19 protein-coding genes are annotated in these 18,012 nt (G+C 45.5%); all 19 read right to left on the reverse strand.

The window, feature by feature from the left end; genetic code table 11:
* Positions 1 to 118: 118 nt before the first annotated feature.
* The 19 genes from ACQQ6X_RS04840 to ACQQ6X_RS04930 all read right to left on the reverse strand — a co-directional run bounded on the left by ACQQ6X_RS04840 (position 119) and on the right by ACQQ6X_RS04930 (position 17,938).
* Entirely contained in the window at positions 119 to 1,105 is a 987-nt protein-coding gene (locus ACQQ6X_RS04840; protein WP_305164440.1) for an ABC transporter permease, read from the reverse strand.
* Positions 1,102 to 2,619, reverse strand: a complete 1,518-nt coding sequence (locus ACQQ6X_RS04845; RefSeq protein WP_305164441.1) for a sugar ABC transporter ATP-binding protein — start codon at positions 2,617 to 2,619, stop codon at positions 1,102 to 1,104. Before ACQQ6X_RS04845 ends, ACQQ6X_RS04840 begins: the two co-directional genes overlap by 4 nt.
* A 72-nt stretch (positions 2,620 to 2,691) precedes the next feature.
* Positions 2,692 to 3,807, reverse strand: a complete 1,116-nt coding sequence (locus ACQQ6X_RS04850) for a sugar ABC transporter substrate-binding protein (RefSeq protein WP_305164442.1) — start codon at positions 3,805 to 3,807, stop codon at positions 2,692 to 2,694.
* Between the two features lie 209 nt (positions 3,808 to 4,016).
* Complete coding sequence (gene spoIVA, locus ACQQ6X_RS04855) at positions 4,017 to 5,495, reverse strand: stage IV sporulation protein A (protein ID WP_013371689.1); 1,479 nt, start codon at positions 5,493 to 5,495, stop codon at positions 4,017 to 4,019.
* A 38-nt stretch (positions 5,496 to 5,533) separates the two neighbouring features.
* Complete coding sequence (locus ACQQ6X_RS04860; RefSeq protein WP_013371690.1) at positions 5,534 to 5,671, reverse strand: hypothetical protein; 138 nt, start codon at positions 5,669 to 5,671, stop codon at positions 5,534 to 5,536.
* A gap of 247 nt (positions 5,672 to 5,918) precedes the next feature.
* Entirely contained in the window at positions 5,919 to 6,269 is a 351-nt protein-coding gene (locus ACQQ6X_RS04865) for a 2Fe-2S iron-sulfur cluster-binding protein (RefSeq protein ID WP_305164443.1), read from the reverse strand.
* Positions 6,270 to 6,311: 42 nt separating this feature from the next.
* On the reverse strand, positions 6,312 to 6,962 hold the full coding sequence (locus ACQQ6X_RS04870) for a hypothetical protein (protein ID WP_326400990.1): 651 nt from the start codon (positions 6,960 to 6,962) through the stop codon (positions 6,312 to 6,314).
* A gap of 177 nt (positions 6,963 to 7,139) precedes the next feature.
* On the reverse strand, positions 7,140 to 7,415 hold the full coding sequence (locus ACQQ6X_RS04875; protein ID WP_305164445.1) for a stage VI sporulation protein F: 276 nt from the start codon (positions 7,413 to 7,415) through the stop codon (positions 7,140 to 7,142).
* A gap of 165 nt (positions 7,416 to 7,580) precedes the next feature.
* Positions 7,581 to 8,621 carry an NAD(P)H-dependent glycerol-3-phosphate dehydrogenase gene (locus tag ACQQ6X_RS04880; RefSeq protein WP_305164446.1) on the reverse strand — a complete coding sequence of 347 codons (1,041 nt, stop codon included), beginning with the start codon at positions 8,619 to 8,621 and terminating at the stop codon, positions 7,581 to 7,583.
* Positions 8,614 to 9,222 (reverse strand): glycerol-3-phosphate 1-O-acyltransferase PlsY, encoded by a 609-nt coding sequence (plsY, locus tag ACQQ6X_RS04885; protein WP_063213502.1) that lies wholly within the window; start codon positions 9,220 to 9,222, stop codon positions 8,614 to 8,616. The genes ACQQ6X_RS04880 and plsY overlap by 8 nt, the downstream gene beginning before the upstream one ends.
* 11 nt (positions 9,223 to 9,233) lie before the next feature.
* Entirely contained in the window at positions 9,234 to 10,556 is a 1,323-nt protein-coding gene (der, locus tag ACQQ6X_RS04890) for a ribosome biogenesis GTPase Der (RefSeq protein ID WP_013371698.1), read from the reverse strand.
* 149 nt (positions 10,557 to 10,705) lie between these two features.
* The gene (rpsA, locus tag ACQQ6X_RS04895; protein ID WP_063213503.1) at positions 10,706 to 11,932 is read right to left on the reverse strand and encodes a 30S ribosomal protein S1; all 1,227 of its coding nucleotides are present in this window, start codon (positions 11,930 to 11,932) and stop codon (positions 10,706 to 10,708) included.
* Between the two features lie 118 nt (positions 11,933 to 12,050).
* A complete protein-coding gene (locus tag ACQQ6X_RS04900; protein WP_063213504.1) occupies positions 12,051 to 12,644 on the reverse strand; it encodes a lysophospholipid acyltransferase family protein in 594 nt (197 codons plus the stop codon).
* Complete coding sequence (gene cmk / locus ACQQ6X_RS04905) at positions 12,641 to 13,348, reverse strand: (d)CMP kinase (protein ID WP_305164447.1); 708 nt, start codon at positions 13,346 to 13,348, stop codon at positions 12,641 to 12,643. The genes ACQQ6X_RS04900 and cmk overlap by 4 nt, the downstream gene beginning before the upstream one ends.
* Positions 13,349 to 13,477: 129 nt before the next feature.
* Positions 13,478 to 14,137, reverse strand: a complete 660-nt coding sequence (locus ACQQ6X_RS04910) for a flagellar brake protein (RefSeq protein ID WP_305164448.1) — start codon at positions 14,135 to 14,137, stop codon at positions 13,478 to 13,480.
* A 165-nt stretch (positions 14,138 to 14,302) separates the two neighbouring features.
* The gene (ypeB, locus tag ACQQ6X_RS04915) at positions 14,303 to 15,688 is read right to left on the reverse strand and encodes a germination protein YpeB (protein ID WP_305164449.1); all 1,386 of its coding nucleotides are present in this window, start codon (positions 15,686 to 15,688) and stop codon (positions 14,303 to 14,305) included.
* Positions 15,689 to 15,951: 263 nt separating this feature from the next.
* On the reverse strand, positions 15,952 to 16,647 hold the full coding sequence (gene prsW, locus ACQQ6X_RS04920) for a glutamic-type intramembrane protease PrsW (RefSeq protein ID WP_305164450.1): 696 nt from the start codon (positions 16,645 to 16,647) through the stop codon (positions 15,952 to 15,954).
* An 84-nt stretch (positions 16,648 to 16,731) separates the two neighbouring features.
* A complete protein-coding gene (locus tag ACQQ6X_RS04925; protein ID WP_063213509.1) occupies positions 16,732 to 17,346 on the reverse strand; it encodes a genetic competence negative regulator in 615 nt (204 codons plus the stop codon).
* 196 nt (positions 17,347 to 17,542) lie between these two features.
* Complete coding sequence (locus ACQQ6X_RS04930; protein ID WP_305164451.1) at positions 17,543 to 17,938, reverse strand: hypothetical protein; 396 nt, start codon at positions 17,936 to 17,938, stop codon at positions 17,543 to 17,545.
* Positions 17,939 to 18,012: the final 74 nt, after the last annotated feature.

Consider the following 18,012-nt stretch of genomic DNA (forward strand, 5'->3'; position numbering starts at 1 on the left):
TTCGTCGTTAAATATACATATAATATACCTAACCACCGCCATATAGGCCGAAACTGGCGTTTTATGGCACCCTTCTTGCGTGGAACAAGGTTTATAGTAATACAGTCCACAGACAATTTCAAGTACGGCGACGGTTCAGCACGTAAAAAGTAACAGCCAGCGCAAGCACCAGCACTACTCCTTTGACAATGTCATGGGCAAAATATTGCACATTCATCATCGTCAGTCCATTAACCAATACGCCGATTAACACCGCACCAATAAATGTACCAATGACGTTCGGTTTACCCGCACCAAACACAGAAAAGCCAACGAATACTGCAGCTACCGCCTCCATGAGCAAAGGAGAGCCAGCGTCAATTTGGCCCGAACCTACACGCGAGGCATACAAAATACCGGCAATGGCTGCAAATACGCCTGAAGCCACATAGGCCAGCGTGCGAACTTTTTTTACCCGTATGCCCGACAGACGAGCAGCCTCCTCATTTCCACCAGTTACATACATCTGTCGCCCGTGCTTCGTGTAGGTCAAAAAAACATGCACCGCCGCCACAGCTAGCAACAGTAGAATAACCGATATCGGAATACCCAACCATTTACCTTGTCCTAGTACAAGAAATCCTGCAGATATCTCCCCTGGAGCCTTACTGCCATCAGGAAACTGCATATGATTGTAGATGGTATAGCCCTGTGCGTACGTCTGATGAATCCCGCTTACAATGTACATAATGGCTAGAGTTGCGAGCAAATCAGGGATACGCAGTTTAATAATCAATAGTGAATTCAGCAGCCCCACGAAAGCTCCTACGATCAATGACACAATAATGACCACTGCAACGGGCTGTTCATACCAGACCATCAACGAAGCTGAGACAACTGTCGTCAAAGATACTGTTGCACCAACCGACAGATCAAAACCATCTACGATAAGTGACAACGTCACACCAATGGCCACGAAAGTAACAATTGCAATTGAGCCAAGGATATCCATTAAATTATCATACGTCCAAAAATAAGGTAAGGTCGCTGAGAAAAACGCCAACACACCTATAATGACAACTACAGCACCGTAACGAAATGAGACATTTAACCATTTTTCCTTCATGAATGCACCTCTTCACCGCCGCTGGCGTACAACAGAAGCTGTTCCTGTTCAACTTCGCCTCGCGCAAATTCCCTTATTATTTTGCCGTCATACATCACTGCGATCCGATTACCAATGCCAATACCTTCCGCAAATTCACAGGTAAGATAAATGATCGCTTTTCCTTGTGCAGCCAGTTCTCCGATAATACGGAAAATATCGCTTTTGGCCCCTATATCTACACCCTTCGTTGGCTCATCAAAAACAAATATATCCGCCCCCGAATGAAGCCACTTCCCTATCGCAACCTTTTGTTGATTCCCACCGCTCAAATACTTAACATGCTGGCGTAGCGAAGGCGTCTTAATACCAAGAGAGGCGACAACCTCATTACCGTTATTACGTTCTTTCAGCCGACTGATGAAACCAAGGACACTGAGCTTGCCCAAGAGTGGAAGACTGAGGTTTCGTTCCACACTCTCCTCAATCAGCACCCCCTGCTTGCGCCGCTCCTCGGGAATGGACACAATTCCTTGTGCTACCGCGTCCGCAGGCTCTCGCAAACGAATGAAGTTCCCCTTGAAGGTCAACTCCCCTTCGTCCGGCTTGTCTGCTCCTGTAAGCAGCCGTGACAGCTCCGTCTTGCCCGCACCGACCAAACCCACAATCGACAGAATTTCACCACGTCTGACCTGTAAATCAACACCGTGAACCCGCAATCCCTTACAGAGCCCTCTTGCTTCCAATACCGTTTCACCAATGGGTACCTCTGTTTTGGGAAATTCCTCATCAAATGTTTTCCCAAGCATATGCGTAACAATGTCACCTGCACTTAAATCAGAGACAGACCCCGTAAACACTTTTTCACCGTCACGCATCACCGTAATGCGGTCACTGTGCTCAATGACCTCTGGCAACCGGTGCGTGATGAGGATGCATGCTACTCCCTCATCCTTGAGGGTATGAATGGTGCGGAACAAACGCCGTGTTTCTTCCTCGCTCAGCGGAGCCGTTGGCTCATCAAAAATGATAGTATTCGCTTGCTGCGTCAAAATCCGTGCAATGAGTACAAGCTGCTTTTCTGCCAACGTCAATTCAGACACGTATCGCCGGACATTTATATTAACTTCCAGACGTGCTAACGCTTCACGTGCTCGCCTGCGCATGGATGCGGGTGCAGCCCACCATTGACCCTCAGGTGCAGACAAATCGTCCATTACAATGTTTTCAGCGACGGTTAACTGAGGTACAAGCGCCGAATCAACTTCTTGATACACACAATGAATTCCGGCTCTTTTGGCTTCCCACGGTGAACGAATAATCAGTTCCTTACCATTCACTACGATTGCTCCCTGATCGAAACGATACGCACCAGACAAGATTTTCATTAATGTGCTTTTCCCTGCCCCGTTGGCACCTAACAGAGCGTGAATTTCGCCACCCTGCACCGTAAAATCCACAGCTCGCAGCGCAGCTACACCAGCAAACTGTTTGCTGATTTTTTTCATCTCCAATGTATATACTTGTGAACTCATGGTGCCCCCTCACTCCCGCTTATGATAAAAGCGCGCCGAAGCGCGCCTTTGTATTTGCGTTATGCAGCAATTTTATTTTGACGTTTCATATTCCTTCATCCAATCCTTGTAGCCCTGCTCGCTTTTGCCCCATCCTTTCACATATTGAGACAATTCGGATGTGGAAATTTGCTTATCTGGCAACTCTTCGCGCTGCACATATACTGCCTTCAGTACAACCTTCTCCTCCGGGTTATCCCCATGCAGCTTCTGGTAGGCATAGCGCACTTGTACCCGTCCAATATCTGTTGGATCTACGGCTGCTGAAGCCACCCATGGGTTTTTCGGGTCTTGAATCATTTGCAAATCTTCATCGCTCATATCAATCCCGTAAACTTTGATTTCCGTACGCCCAGCTTGTTGTATTGCACGAGCTGCACCTTTGGCAAATTCATCCCAAGCCGCCCATACTGCTGTAATTTGGCCCTTAGGATATTGCTTTAACACAGCTTCCATTTTGGCTTGCGTATCCAAAGCAGGATTCTGAGCCGAACCAAAAGTCGCAATTTCTTTAATATCTGGATTGGATTTCAAAAATGCATCATAAGCGACTTGACGACGTTCCATTGGCGCAAACCCTGCAACCCATACTTTCACAATGTTTCCTTTGCCACCGATGTCCTTCTTCATTTGCTCCAACGTCAACTCCGCCATGCTTTGGTCATCCTGCGAGAGCACTACCGCGCCCGGAACATTGACCGCCGCATCGAACACGATAACTGGAATATTGCGGGAGATTGCTTTTTTAAGACCTGGCTCCAGCAACGCGTCACCATGATCAGTCAAAATGACATCAAACTGCTGGTTAATGGCACTATCTAGCAAAGAAGCCATTTTAGCCTTATCGTTATTAGCAACAAACTTGGTCAGCGTACCGCCAAATTTCTTAACTTCATCTTCCACGCCTTGAACATACTGCTGCGAAAACGTACCCGTGTTAAACTCCATGATCAAAGCAACCCGTTTACCCTTTAGATTTAAACTATCCGCTTTTCCATTTCCTGTATTCGCTCCTGCAGGGCTTGTCCCCTGAGCACCGCTCTCTGTTTTCGGCGCCCCACATGCTGTGACCAGTATAATCAGCACCAGCAGCATAATGGCTCCTAGCCCTAGCTTCTTGTTTTTTTGGAGCCCTTTTTGGATATACATGATTTGTTTCCCCCTTGTTCAATCCACAAAATGATTCAAATTTGATACTTAATATATCGCGTTAAACCAAGTATGTAAATAGGTTTTATTAAATATAAAAAAATTCACGTCCTCACATATCAAAAAACAACAAATTCACAAAAAAATACCGTAAAGAGCAGCCAGCCCTCTACGGTATTACTTTTACACATATTTGGTATAGCTTAGCCTTAAAGAATGATAGCAATAAGACCACCAGAGCCTTCGTTAATAATGCGACCCAGCGTTTCCTGAAGCTTGTAGCGTGCATTGTCCGGCATCATGGCGATCTTGCCCTGAATACCTTCACGTACAATCGAATGCAACGAACGTCCGAATATGTCTGACTCCCAAATTTTGATTGGATCATTCTCAAAATCCTGCATCAGGTAACGTACAAGCTCCTCACTTTGCTTCTCTGTTCCGATAATCGGGGCAAATTCCGATTCTACATCGACACGGATCATGTGAATGGAAGGAGCTGTTGCTTTAAGTCTCACACCAAATCTTGTACCCTGTCGAATCAACTGTGGTTCGTCCAGCGCCATCTCAGCCAGTGACGGTGCAGCAATACCATATCCCGTTGTCTTGACCATTTCCAGTGCCTCGGCAAAGCGGTCATATTCCCGTTTAGCGTGGGCAAAATCCTGCATCATTTGCAGCAGATGATCCTTGCCGCGAATCTCTACCCCGACGACTTCAACCAAAATCTGGTCATACAGCTCATCAGGCGCATACAAATCAATTTCAGCTACGCCCTGCCCCATATTCATTCCACTTAAGCCGGCTCTGTCGATGAACTCATATTCCATAAACTGGCCGACCACTCGATCTACATCACGCAGACGCCGAATATCTTTAACCGTATCACGAACGGAATTTTCATAGTTGCTACGCAGCCAGTGATTTTCGTTTAATACCATAACCCAGCTCGGCAGATTCACATTCACCTCATGCACTGGGAATTCATACAATACTTCACGAAGTACACCCGTAACATCATCTTCCGTCATGGTCGCCGCGCTGAGTGTCATGACTGGAATATCGTACTTGGCAGCCAGTTCACTGCGGAGCTGGAGTGTTTCATCACTGCGTGGATGCGTGGAGTTGATAACCAGCACAAATGGCTTGCCAACTTCCTTCAACTCTTCAATGACGCGTTCCTCCGACTCTACATAAGAGCTACGCGGGATTTCAGCAATGGTCCCGTCTGTGGTGACTACCACACCGAGTGTCGAGTGCTCTTGAATAACTTTACGTGTACCAATTTCTGCTGCTTCCTGAAAAGGAATGGGCTCTTCAAACCATGGTGTAGAGATCATCCTTGGGCCATTTTCATCCTCGTAGCCTTTTGCGCCTTCTACGGCGTATCCCACACAGTCAACCAGACGCACATTCACGTCCAGCCCTTCCGTTACTTTGATCTGGACGGCATTATTCGGTACGAATTTAGGTTCCGTCGTCATGATCGTCTTCCCTGCCGCACTTTGCGGCAACTCATCTACGGCACGGGCACGGTCCGCCTCACTCGTAATGTTGGGCAGGACAATCGTTTCCATAAACCGCTTGATAAACGTTGATTTTCCTGTTCGGACTGCGCCGACGACCCCAAGATAGATGTCTCCTCCGGTGCGTTCGGCAATGTCTTTAAAAATGTCCACTTTCTCCAATGAAATCCCCTCCTCAAAAGTCTCCGAAGGAAAAATGCTTAAAGAGCATCCGCTTCGTGTTCAACCAACTGCTTGATCCCAGATGCGGCAGAACAGCCTTTAAAATGCCCGGAAGTCGTCCGCCGCCGAGATTCAGGAGACTGATGGAATCGGCGAAACGGCGTAAACTCGTACATGCATTTGGACTGATACCATCATATGTATCCCCTCCGTAAAATATGTTTAGTTTTTAAAAAATAGATTACGTCACAGCGATCATTGCAGGAACAATATTTCTACGTTTGGGTCCACTCATCTAATATATGCACAGCAAGAATCCTCCATGACTTTGTTGCTAGACTTAAATAAAAAAGGATACTTCTCTGACCGTTTCTAACCGTCGAGAAATATCCTTTGTTTTTTGCTCTACTGATATAACAGGCATTACCACAGCTCATCATCCAGCGCCTGACGCTCCAATTGCCGCCTGATAGCTGCCTTGAGTCTATCCTCCGGTATGGTTACTTCCATATCTCCTTGAGCACGGGCCTGACAGGATAAGCGTATTCCTTCATCCAGTAAAGGTCCCAGCTTACGCTGTTCAGCCCCATTAGGGCAACCTGCCAGTTCAGCCCGTTCGGGTGCTATCCGCACCTTACACATCAGACAGGCTGCTTTACCATCACAACGAGTGGGAATATACACACCTGCTTTACGGGCAGCCTGGAGCAATGACGTGCCCTGACCGACTTGTACACGTTTGCCTGACGGCTTGAACGTAATCTGCACATTCATGAACGATCCTCCATTCCCCTTTCCTCATCATGCGCCCGCAACTTATATTTCGTTGCTCATTCGGATTAAGGAATGTAGCTCTGGCCAAGGGAGAAGCTCTCCGAGCTTATCCAGCTGCTCCTTATTCCAAATATTACTGACCAATAGCTGCGTTAATATCCCGATGTGCCGTTGCGGGTCTCGCTTCATGACATCTGCAATCGCTTGATAACGGTCAGGTCGATTTCGCAACAGATTGAACAGCAACTCGTGACTAAGAGGCATCAAACGTAATGACGTATTTTCCAGATCAAGCTGTATCCCAGCCGACCAGAGTAGACGCTCGACCTCCAAACGGTATAAAGCTCCATTACATAAAACCTCGAATCCTCCTACCAATTCAACTGGAAATCCCTCTAGCTCATAGTGGCTTAGCAATGAAACGTAAGATCCGCTACGGTCAACTTGCTGCTGGTCTATACCCACACCTGGCGAGTGCGCATGTAACTGCTTCGCTGCATGAATATCTGCATAAATATCAATGTCCCGAGGCAAGCGATCCAGTTCAACTTCTTGCACAAGTAGTGCACAGCTCCCCCCCAGCATCCACGGCACCGGCACCGCTGACCAGCTCTCTGTCAAGCTACCCAGCGCCACAGCCAGATCGTGAGGAAGCCTGTCCACTAACACAGATGATATTACCTCCTTCAATATGGTTTCCTCCTTTGCTGTTTTTTCTCCCGTTTCCTGATGGGCATCATTATAACATGTTCGACATGGCAGTTCGACATTTTGTGTGCTAAAACAGCATTTCCCTACCTCAAAATATAAAAAAACCGCAAACCTTCCCGGTTCACGGTGGATAGAACCAAGCATCGTGCGGCTAGTGTTTTACTTTTTCATCATCATTTTCATTAACGCTTCCATGTTGGAAGGATTCATTCCGCTTTTTTTGACAGCTCCGACAATATCCCTAACTGTATCCTCCGACACCGGAATGTTAGCCATCGCAGACACCTGTTTGATCAGCTGACGCAACTGCGTCTCACTTTGAAGCGTGTCCGGCTTTACCGTACCTGCCAGCTTTTTCACAGCATTTTCAGATATGTTTTTGCCGCCTTTTTTGTTAATGGCCTTCAATGCTTCTTTCGGAAAGTTTTTACTCACAATCTCCCCTCCTCGCCATTGCTCAACTTAGTCTATGAGTGGTGAAGACAAAAGGTGATTAAGCATACGAAAGACATGCCAAACGCCTAACCAAAAAAGGCTATCTCATCGTAGAAAAATCTACTCATGAGATAACCTTTATACTTTATAAGATCCTTTGTGCCCTTATGAATGCCATTGCTCCCACGTTTCAAGCGACATGACTTCCATCTCGGTTTTGGGATCGCGACCCATTAATGCCTCAACGGCCTTGCGAACGTCGCGTCCTTCAAATAGCACTCCATGCAGCACCTCTGTAATAGGCATTTGAACACCCAGTTTTTGCGAGATAGCGTATGCTGCTTTTGTCGTACGAATCCCCTCTACGACCATACCCATAGATTCAAGTACGGCATCAAGCTGTTGGCCCTGTCCCAATAATGACCCTGCACGCCAGTTGCGGCTGTGACGACTCGTTGCAGTGACCACTAAATCGCCTATGCCAGCGAGTCCGGCAAAGGTTAATGGATTTGCACCCATCTCAACACCGGCACGGGTAATCTCAGCTAATCCACGGGTCAACAAAGCCGCTTTGGCATTATCGCCAAAGCCAAGTCCATCCGACATTCCCGCACCTAGTGCGATAATGTTTTTTAAAGCACCGGACAGTTCTACACCAAGCAAATCACGGTTTGTATAGACGCGGAAATAGGAGTTCATGAACAGCCCCTGAGCAGCCTGTGCAGCCTTCTCATTGGAGGAAGCTACAACAACCGTTGTAGGACATTTCTTCACCACTTCCTCCGCATGGCTCGGTCCTGACAGTACGGCAATATCATCCTCCGCGATTTCCAGTTCTTCCGAGATCACCGTGGACATACGCTTGAGTGTCTCTGTTTCAAAGCCTTTAATGGCATGTACTACCAACATATCTTTAGTGAAATGAGCCTTCAGACTACGTGCAACCTGCCGAGCGGCAGACGAAGGAGACACGATGATGACCGCTTTAGCTCCAGATACCGCTGCCTGCATATCTGTTGTAGCTGAAATGCGATCAGACAAAGTCGAGCCCGGTAAATAATGCTCATTCGTATGCTTCTCATTGATCTCAGCAGCTTGCTGTTCGCTTCTCGTCCAGACGGAGACATCGTTGTTATTGGACGCAAGTACGGAAGCAAGGGCTGTTCCCCAACTCCCTGCGACCAGCACAGCTATTTTCTCAGACAAGACGATCTCCTCCTTTGGAGCCAAGCTTATTCTCATTTCCCCGTGCCAACTTGACTATGTTAGTACGGTGTCTCCATACAGCGAACAGGCAAATGATTAGAGCCGTCCAAAATAACGGCCAAGCATAACCAAGTACGAGTAATATCCAAGGGGTCAATATGACAAAAATTAATGATCCCAGAGATACATAACGCGTCATTACGATGGCAAGTATTGCAATAATTCCGGCGTATAATGCCGGCAGAAAGGCAAGCGATGCCAATACGCCAATGGCAGTCGCAATCCCTTTGCCCCCGCGAAAGTGAAAATACACCGGCCAGTTATGGCCTGCAATCGCCGCAATACCACACAAACCCGGTAACCAGGATGACTCTCCACCCAACCAGTGCCCTAGCAGCACTGCAATAACTCCTTTAAATACGTCAAGCAGCAGTACCAGAATAGCCGGGCCTTTCCCAAGCACACGCAGCGTATTCGTCGCGCCGGCATTGCCGCTTCCATGCTGGCGAATGTCGATTCCTTTTAATTTTCCATACAGCAAACTAAAGCTGACAGAGCCAAGCAAGTAACTGAGTACGATGGCAACGATCTGTAAAATCAACCTATTCGCTCCTAACTTTCGTCAGACTTGCGCCGTGTAAATATACGAATTGGAGTTCCTTCAAAGTTAAAGGCGGCGCGTATTTTGTTCTCCAGATAACGCTCATAAGAGAAGTGCATTATTTCTGGATCATTTACGAAAACAACCATCGTAGGCGGTTTAACAGCAACCTGAGTCACATAGTTAATACGCAGACGACGACCCTTGTCTGTTGGTGGTGGATTGATGGCAACCGCATCGGAAATTACATCGTTCAGCAGATGTGTCTGAATACGCATAACATGCTGCTGTGCCACATGCTGTACAACTGGAAGCAGCTTTTGCAGACGCTGCTTTGTTTTTGCAGATAAGAACACAATCGGAGCATAGGTCATGAACAGAAAGTGGTCACGGATTTTCGTCTCAAACTGGTGCATCGTTTTGTCGTCTTTATCTACGACATCCCATTTATTAACGACAAACAGCGATGCTTTACCCGCTTCATAAGCATAGCCAGCAATGTGTTTATCCTGCTCAATGATGCCTTCCTCGCCATTAATAACGACCAATACAACATCCGCACGCTCAATGGCACGCATCGCACGCATTACACTATATTTTTCAGTCGTTTCGTATACTTTACCACGTTTTCGCATACCGGCCGTATCAATCAGTACATATTTTTGACCGTCTTTTTCAAAAGGTGTATCAATGGCATCACGCGTTGTGCCTGCAATGTCACTGACGATAACCCGTTCTTCTCCTAAAATGGCATTAACGAGGGAAGATTTACCTACATTCGGACGTCCGATCAAAGCGACACGTATAACATCCTCATCATAATGATCTTCTTCTAGCTCAGGTAAATTGGACGTAATTGCGTCTAACAGATCACCAATCCCTGTGCCGTGACTACCAGAAACAGCAATTGGATCACCAAATCCATAAGAATAAAACTCATAGATCAGGTCAGCGCGACTGAGGTTGTCCACTTTGTTTACTGCTACGATGATCGGTTTACCCGAACGATATAGCATCTGAGCTACCTCTTCATCCGCTTGCGTTATTCCTGCTTTTGCGTCGCTCATGAATACAATAACATCTGCTTCTTCTATTGCGAGTTCGGCCTGCATACGGATAGACTTTAAAATAACATCCTCACCATCAATCTCAATGCCGCCGGTGTCAATAATACTGAAGGATTTACCATTCCACTCCGATATACCGTAAATACGGTCACGAGTGATTCCCGGTTTATCTTCCACGATGGACAAACGATCCCCGATTATCCGATTAAAAATGGTGGACTTACCCACATTCGGACGACCAACGATAGCCACAACGGGTCTTGCCATAAATTCACTCCTCCTGTCAATTCTTCCGCTATCATCATAGCAAAAAACATACTTATTGGCGATATGGTCACGTAACAACAATCGGCGAACCCTCTGGGTCCGCCGATGGTGTACGTTATGTGCTTATTATAAAATATATTGGTTTAAACTCATTTAAACTTGTTCAGCTTATCGCCAAAACGTTCGCCAAGCGTAATGCTCAGTCCGGAATTGTTGAGGGAAACGTTAGGATTATTCAGTTCCTCACGAGGCGCGCGAGATGCACGTGGTGCTCTTTCTGCTTTTGGAGCAGCTTCAGGAGCTTCCTCAGTTTCTTTAATGCTCAGGCTAACACGTTTTTCAGAAGGATTCATTTCAAGAATTTTAACTTTAACTTCTTGTCCTTCTTCCAGAACTTCTTGTGGAGTTCCAATGTGTTTGTGGGAGATTTGGGAAATATGAACCAAACCTTCCACCCCTGGAGCGATTTCAACGAATGCACCGAAGTTAACCAGACGTTTAACAACACCAGTTACGATATCATTGTTGTTGAATTGTCCAGCAGCAGATTCCCAAGGACCAGGCTGTGCAGCTTTCATACTCAGGCTGATTTTTCCTTTTTCAGGATCTACCTTCAAGACTTTCACTTTCACTTGATCTCCTTCGGAAACAGCATCGGAAGGCTTATCAACATGAGTCCAAGCAATTTCAGATACGTGAACCAGACCGTCAACTCCGCCAACATCTACGAAAGCACCAAACTGAGTGAGACGTTGAACTGTACCAACGATTTCTTGTCCTTCTTTCAGCTCAGCCATTACTTTAAGTTTGTTAGCTTCGAATTCAGCTTCCAGAACGTCTTTTTGAGAAAGGATCACTTTGTTGTTTTCACGATCCAGCTCTTTTACAACAACACGCAATGTGCGGCCTTTGTAATCACTGAAATCTTCAACAAAATGGCGTTCCACCATGGATGCAGGGATGAATCCGCGCACACCCACGTCTACTACGATACCGCCTTTAACAACATCGTTCACAACCACTTCAAATACTTCTTTGCTTTCGAACAGCTTCTCCAACTTTTCCCAAGCGTTTTCACTGTCGATTGCACGTTTGGACAGAACGAGTTTTTCTTTGCCATCGTCGATGCTGATAATTCTAGCTTCAACCTCTTGGCCTACTTGTACTGCTTCTTCTGCATTGTCCAGACCAGAAGACAATTCGCGAATTGGAATAACTCCATCGTATTTATATCCAATGCTTACTACCGCTTGGTTATCTTCCAATTTCACAATTGTACCCTTAACGGTGTCACCTTTTTTCAGGGAGACGATTTGATCGAGCTCGTCTTGATTTGCCGCTTCAGCAGCTTCTTGATTTTTAATTTCTTCCGACATGTCAATACCCTCCTCAATTCAAAAAAACCATTTATTTAAACCTGCGCTTGGCAGAGTTCAAAACAAAATACATTTTTGTTCTAGTTTTCCTAGCTTAGACACAATTCATGCAAGCCTTTCAATCATTCGTAGGCTTACCCGTTTCCTTCATCGTGCGAATGCGTGACATAATTGCTTCTGTTGCCAGTTCGAGAGGATCTCCTTCGACATCGGCACCCTTTTGGTAAGCGTCCAAATTAACAGGTTTACCGTATATCACTTTCGTTTTACGGAAAAGCTTGTAATCACCAACAATGGCGACCGGAACGGCAGCCGCTCCACTACGCAGTGCAAAACTGGCAGCACCCTTTTTCCCAATTCCCCCAGCTCCTCTGGAGCCTTCGGGGAAAATCCCCATAACCTTACCGTCACGCAAAATGTTCAATGCCAGTTTAATAGATTCCTTACTCACGCCACCACGTTTGACTGGAAAAGCTCCCAGTTTGTCAATCAGCGGACCCAGTACAGGAACATTAAACAGTTCTGCTTTAGCCATAAAGTGAACCTTTCGCTTCAGCAAAATGCCAACTGTAGGAGGGTCAAGATTACTAATATGATTAGAACACAACAGCACTCCGCCCTCAGCAGGAACATTTTCCCTGCCTACCGCCTCAAGCCTAAACAGAACACGGTAAATGAGACGCAAAATACTGGCGCATACAGTATATATCATTGGCTGATCTCTCCATCCTTCTCCGTTAAGCAATAAGATACGATCGTATCCACGACATCCTGAATGCCCATATGGGTCGTATCAAGCACGATGGCGTCCTCACTGCAACGAAGCGGGGATACCTCCCTCTCCTCATCAAACTTGTCACGTGCCGCAATGTCACGTTCAAGCTGTTCCAGAGTGATATCATCAGTTCCGCTCAGTTCTTTAAAACGACGAGAGGCACGTTCCTGAACACTTGCGGTCATGAACACCTTGACTTCCGCATCGGGAAGCACGGTTGTTCCAATATCGCGCCCGTCCATAACGACACCCTTACGCGCAGCCATTTCACGCTGATTTTCGGTCAAACGTGTACGTAAACCAGCAATACTCGAATACTGTGACACATTGCTAGTCACTTCCATCGAACGAATTACAGTAGTAACATCTTCCCCGTTACAATAAACCTTTTGACCTGTGGGGTCCGGTACTAATTCAATCACCAGCTCAGGTACATGTTGAAGCACTTTTTGTACATTTTCTGCAGGAATTTCTTTGCACATCATGTACCAAGTTGCTGCTCGGTACATGGCTCCGGTATCTACATATACATAGGAAAGTGCTTTCGCTACCAGGCGGGCCACTGTACTTTTCCCTGCGCCAGCAGGTCCATCAATGGCTACATTTATTTTGTTAATTAAAGATGCATGTTGCCTTGCCAACAGGGAATTCCTCCTAACCTAACCTCAAGAAAAAAGCAGGCATTGCCTGCGACGTGAAAATTATACCACACATTTATAGGCGATGCAAAATAAGCGACATGTTTACTTAAAAAGAAAATCTTCGGATGACTACGATTTTTCCCGGAATTCCAACTGTCTTTCAAAACAATATTTAATCAGTTTCTGGCGCTCTTGATCAGCGATTTTCTCATATTTCAGCATAATGAGTTTGCGGCCGTTTTCCATCTGCTGAATGCGCACAATTTCAGACTGGAAGGGAACATGCTCCTGAGTTCCATTTTTATATGGAACCAAAATCCAGCAAGACAATGATTCTCCTTCTTCAAGAGGATGTGAACCCTGAGTCTGAAAAGACACGCCTCCACCTCCCACATCATGTGTCTGTGCTACAAATCTGGATTCGTCTGCACCATGCTTAACCGCAATTTCCAAGTTGGCCTTTACCCTGAGAAAGTTTCGACGCTGAATTTTGCTGATGCTGTCCGGAGCAGGCTTGTGAATGCGAACCATCCGGATAGTGTCTTCTTTAAAACCTGTAACATGGGTATTAAAGTAATTTTTAATCCCACCTTCGCTCATAAAAAATATAGACAGTTCTTCCCCCAGAAACAATTTTTTCAAGTGCCCGTTTGTTTGTGATATGGGAATTTCAATTAGAAAATTCTGTGAATCTTCTTCCGCAATACGTGACTTAAATTCAAAGGATTCCTCCTTCTGGTCGTTACCAGCAACTTGTATGTATAACACATCATTAATTTTCGGAAACAAATGATTCACCATCCTTGTCCATTAGAACCTATAATCAAGGTATATAATACCACGACTTTGTGCCTATATTAAGCATTATATTTGCTAGAACCATGACTAAAGCACAAAAAACCTCCTTATTTAAGGAGGTTAAGAGTGACTAAAGATTCATTTAAGTGTAATTAACTAGGCATTACTTGCCGTAGCTTGTGGTTCATCGGAATCTTTTACCTGTTCAATCGTTTCTTCCATGCCCGTGTTTGCGTTAATGTAAATTCGATAAATGGAACCGTTGATTTTACCGCCAAATTCATAGCACAGAACTTCATGCGACAGTTCATTTTCAATTAGCGCTTTGCGGTGGTAAGTTTCGCGGAACTCAGGATTCAACTTCGCACGTGCTGCTTTCAAATCCAGTTTTGCCTGGGGAATACGCCGAAGGTGACTGTGCTCATAGACATAATCACTGGCTTGAAAACCAATCACGTGTCCGTTATCCAGGCCTGATCTGACTGAGATTTTTTCTGGATAGATAATCACATCCCCTTGTTGGGTCGCGAATGTAATGTTGGCTAAATTCCCTCTTTCATCATATGAGACGGGCTTCATGCCTTTGTAGCCCTTTTGTTCAAGATACTGACTTGCATAACGAATCGCTTCATTACGAGTTGCTTTTTTAGGACCTATTTCTCTCATGTCATGATAAGAGATGAGCTTGCCACCCTTTTTGGTAAAATCCATCGTGGCCACAGGCTTCTGCTTATTAAACAGCGTAGCCGTATAAGACGCCCATTCTGTTCCTTTACCGTTTTCGTTCACACGAATCTGACTTTCTGGTTTTCCTGTAAATTCAGCGGCATTCCGCTTAATTTGTCCTGCATCCACTGCCGGGAGACTCAACTTTTTCACTGAACGCTTATCATAGATGCTTGCGACAGAGGGTCCCCAATCCAGTTCTTTGTAGCTCTCTACTTTTTTGTCCACCGTTTTAAAGCCGTCAATTATGGTGTTATCCTTCGGACCAGTTTGAGAACCTGGCGGCATATCAACATCCGTCCAGCGCAAATTTTTGCTTAGGACTTTCTGCCGCACCTCGTGCATGTTTTTCGAAATTTCCTTGGAGTTGTTATATAACGTTTTCAGATTCGCAATTTCTTTCTCGCTTAAAGGTTCGTGATCCAGATCGCGAACAGCGGTCTGGTACGAAAACGCAGATAGATGTGACAGCAAATCTTTGGCATGATTAAAAGGCATTACGTTAAGAGGCAACTGATTAACCTCACTTTGGGCTTCACTTGTAATCCTCCACACGTTCATCAAACATTTGCGGTGCATCGCGTGTGAAGTAGTATGAACAGCAACCGCGTTACCGAGTTGGGAATGCAGCTGATCCATATGGAACGATAAATCGTGAAATGCGCGCTGGTATTGATTTTCCGCTTTAATCGACATACTATTTGCCCGAGCAGACACCTCTTTTCTCATCTGGTTTTGCTGATAACCCCATACAAACGCTCCTATCATAATCAGGGTAACCACCGGGAACATTACGGCACTAAGTCGCTTATACATATTGGGAGTCTCCTTTCTTCAAATACACTACCGATAGTGTGACAAGAAGAAAGCTCTCTTATGCATGCTTTTCCATGACTTCAACAATAAACTCACAGTTATCGCAAATACAGCGTTTAAAACCCGTCTGAATCTGTCCTTGCTCCATCCGCCCTCTCAGCACAAAGCGTTCTCCGCATCTTTTACAATGGATTCTTACTTTTATACGCAAAAAAGACACCTCTTTCTCTAACAGGCTTGTCAGATCAGTGTGTCCCATTTCATTACATATTAACCTTTTCTTCCCGTTTCAACATTCGAAAAGGAGAGCGGTTATTCGCTCGACTGATTTTTGCCATCCCTCCATACCACAAAAAGACCATTAATGGAATAATAAACCAGATCCAGTCGTGTGAAAATTTCGTCAATATAAAATCATATATTCCGTGCCAAAACCATGGAAGCACTAATGACAGAAGCAACATATATTTACTCTTCAGGTGTTCGGAAAACTTGGCTTTCCCCATATAATAGCCCATCATAACGCCAAACATCGCATGACCGGATACCGGTAGCAATGATCTCATCAGCAACATGCTGATCGAAGCATGCCCGGCCCAGGCATATAACAGATTTTCAACCGTGGCAAACCCGAGTGAGACTGCGGCTGCATACAATATTCCATCATAAGGCTCGTCGAACTCCGTATGGTTATAGATAATGTGGTATAGCAAGAACCATTTAAAAAACTCTTCCACTCCGGCGGAAATACCGAACACCTGAATTAGCGTGTCATCCCCTAGCCAAAGTAATAGCCCGCGTTGAAAAATCATCACCGGAAGGACCACCAGAAAACCGAGCAAAAATACTTTGAGAACCATGTGCAGGGGCTCCGAATCATATCGGTCCTTTAAGTAAAAATACATCAATAAGGCAAGACCCGGCGCTGTAGCTGCCGCTAAAACTGAAAACAGAAGCACCGATCATCCCTCCATAAAAATGAGTCGGCCCTGCTTTCAGCGCAGAGCCGACAAATTAACTACATTCTCCTTTTCTAACCCAAATCAAGAGCGGCTGTCAAAATGAGTGCAGATGACAGCAACTGCCTGTTCAGGAATGACCAGCTTACCGTACTCTTCCAGCATAGCTGGTGTTACAGATGAACCTTCTCCAAATTCAGCCAGAATCGCAATTAAAGCAGCAAGCTTGGACTCTTCTACTTCCTCTGGCTCCAAATGCAGAACCCATTTTCCTCTATAATGATACAGCTTACCTGCTTCCGTTGTGTTACTGCGGAGCATATGAGCCGCTTCTATGAGTACTTCAAAATCGCTAAACGCGTAAACGATGGAATCACTGTGCTCCATTGTGACTTCCATCTCGTAGACTTCCTCTGGAAGCTCCTCATCGGGACCCGAACCATACTGCTGGTGATCGTATTTTCCCCGAGTGACGATAACAACCATCCCCTGAGCAGGAAGCGCAAAGACTTCGACAGCTAACGGTCCCGTGGCGTCAAAGCCCAGTTCGCTGTATGCCTGATCCATCATTTCAGTAAACAGCTCATGAACTCTTGGGATTTCTTGCCACATATCATCCTTTTGGATGCCCCGTTCGCTCAAATCGTCAAAGGTAAGGAAAATCCGTATCTTGTCCTGACTTAATCTTTCTATTTTCATACTGGACCCTCCTCCTGGCAGCCGAGTGTTATTAGCAGATTATGATTCAAATATGATGCCTGTGATGAAAATGGTTCTATGTAATCATGTTATCATTTTATAATCGTAAATGCACGAATAAAAATGATAAAAAAAAGAATCATTTGAACGGCTTTAACAAAAAAGCCGCAAAATGATTCGGAATAGAGGTTTTGGGTTACAATCCCGGTACGGCTGTATGAGTTTCTTTCAGTATTTGCTCGACCTCACGCTTAACATCGGGACTTGAGCTAATAAACTCTTTAATCAATCTCATGTTCTCTTCTTTGTTCTTGGCCGTTTGGGTATTATAAGCGGTTTTATCTGTTTGTGAATGATGCTCGTGTTGTGAACGATGCTCGTGATCTCTGTGGGTGTTTTGTGTATTTAGCGAAATATCACCCATTCCTGGAAACGCGGCGTCCATCATTTTTGTACGGGCTTTCTGTACCAAATTTCCGCCTTTGTTTCCCCCCATGTCCATGGAAAAACCCAACACATTGCGGTTACGAGAGATCAGAGAGCTTGCGACAGCACCCAAGACGATTCCCAGGAAAAATGAAGATGTTTTCACAATTAGAACCTCCCTTTGTGGTAGAATCAAGCATAGTGTTCGTCAGCAGAGTCAAACTCATACGGTATAAATAC

The sequence above is a fragment of the Paenibacillus ottowii genome, assembly GCF_050516475.1.
Lineage (GTDB): Bacteria > Bacillota > Bacilli > Paenibacillales > Paenibacillaceae > Paenibacillus > Paenibacillus ottowii.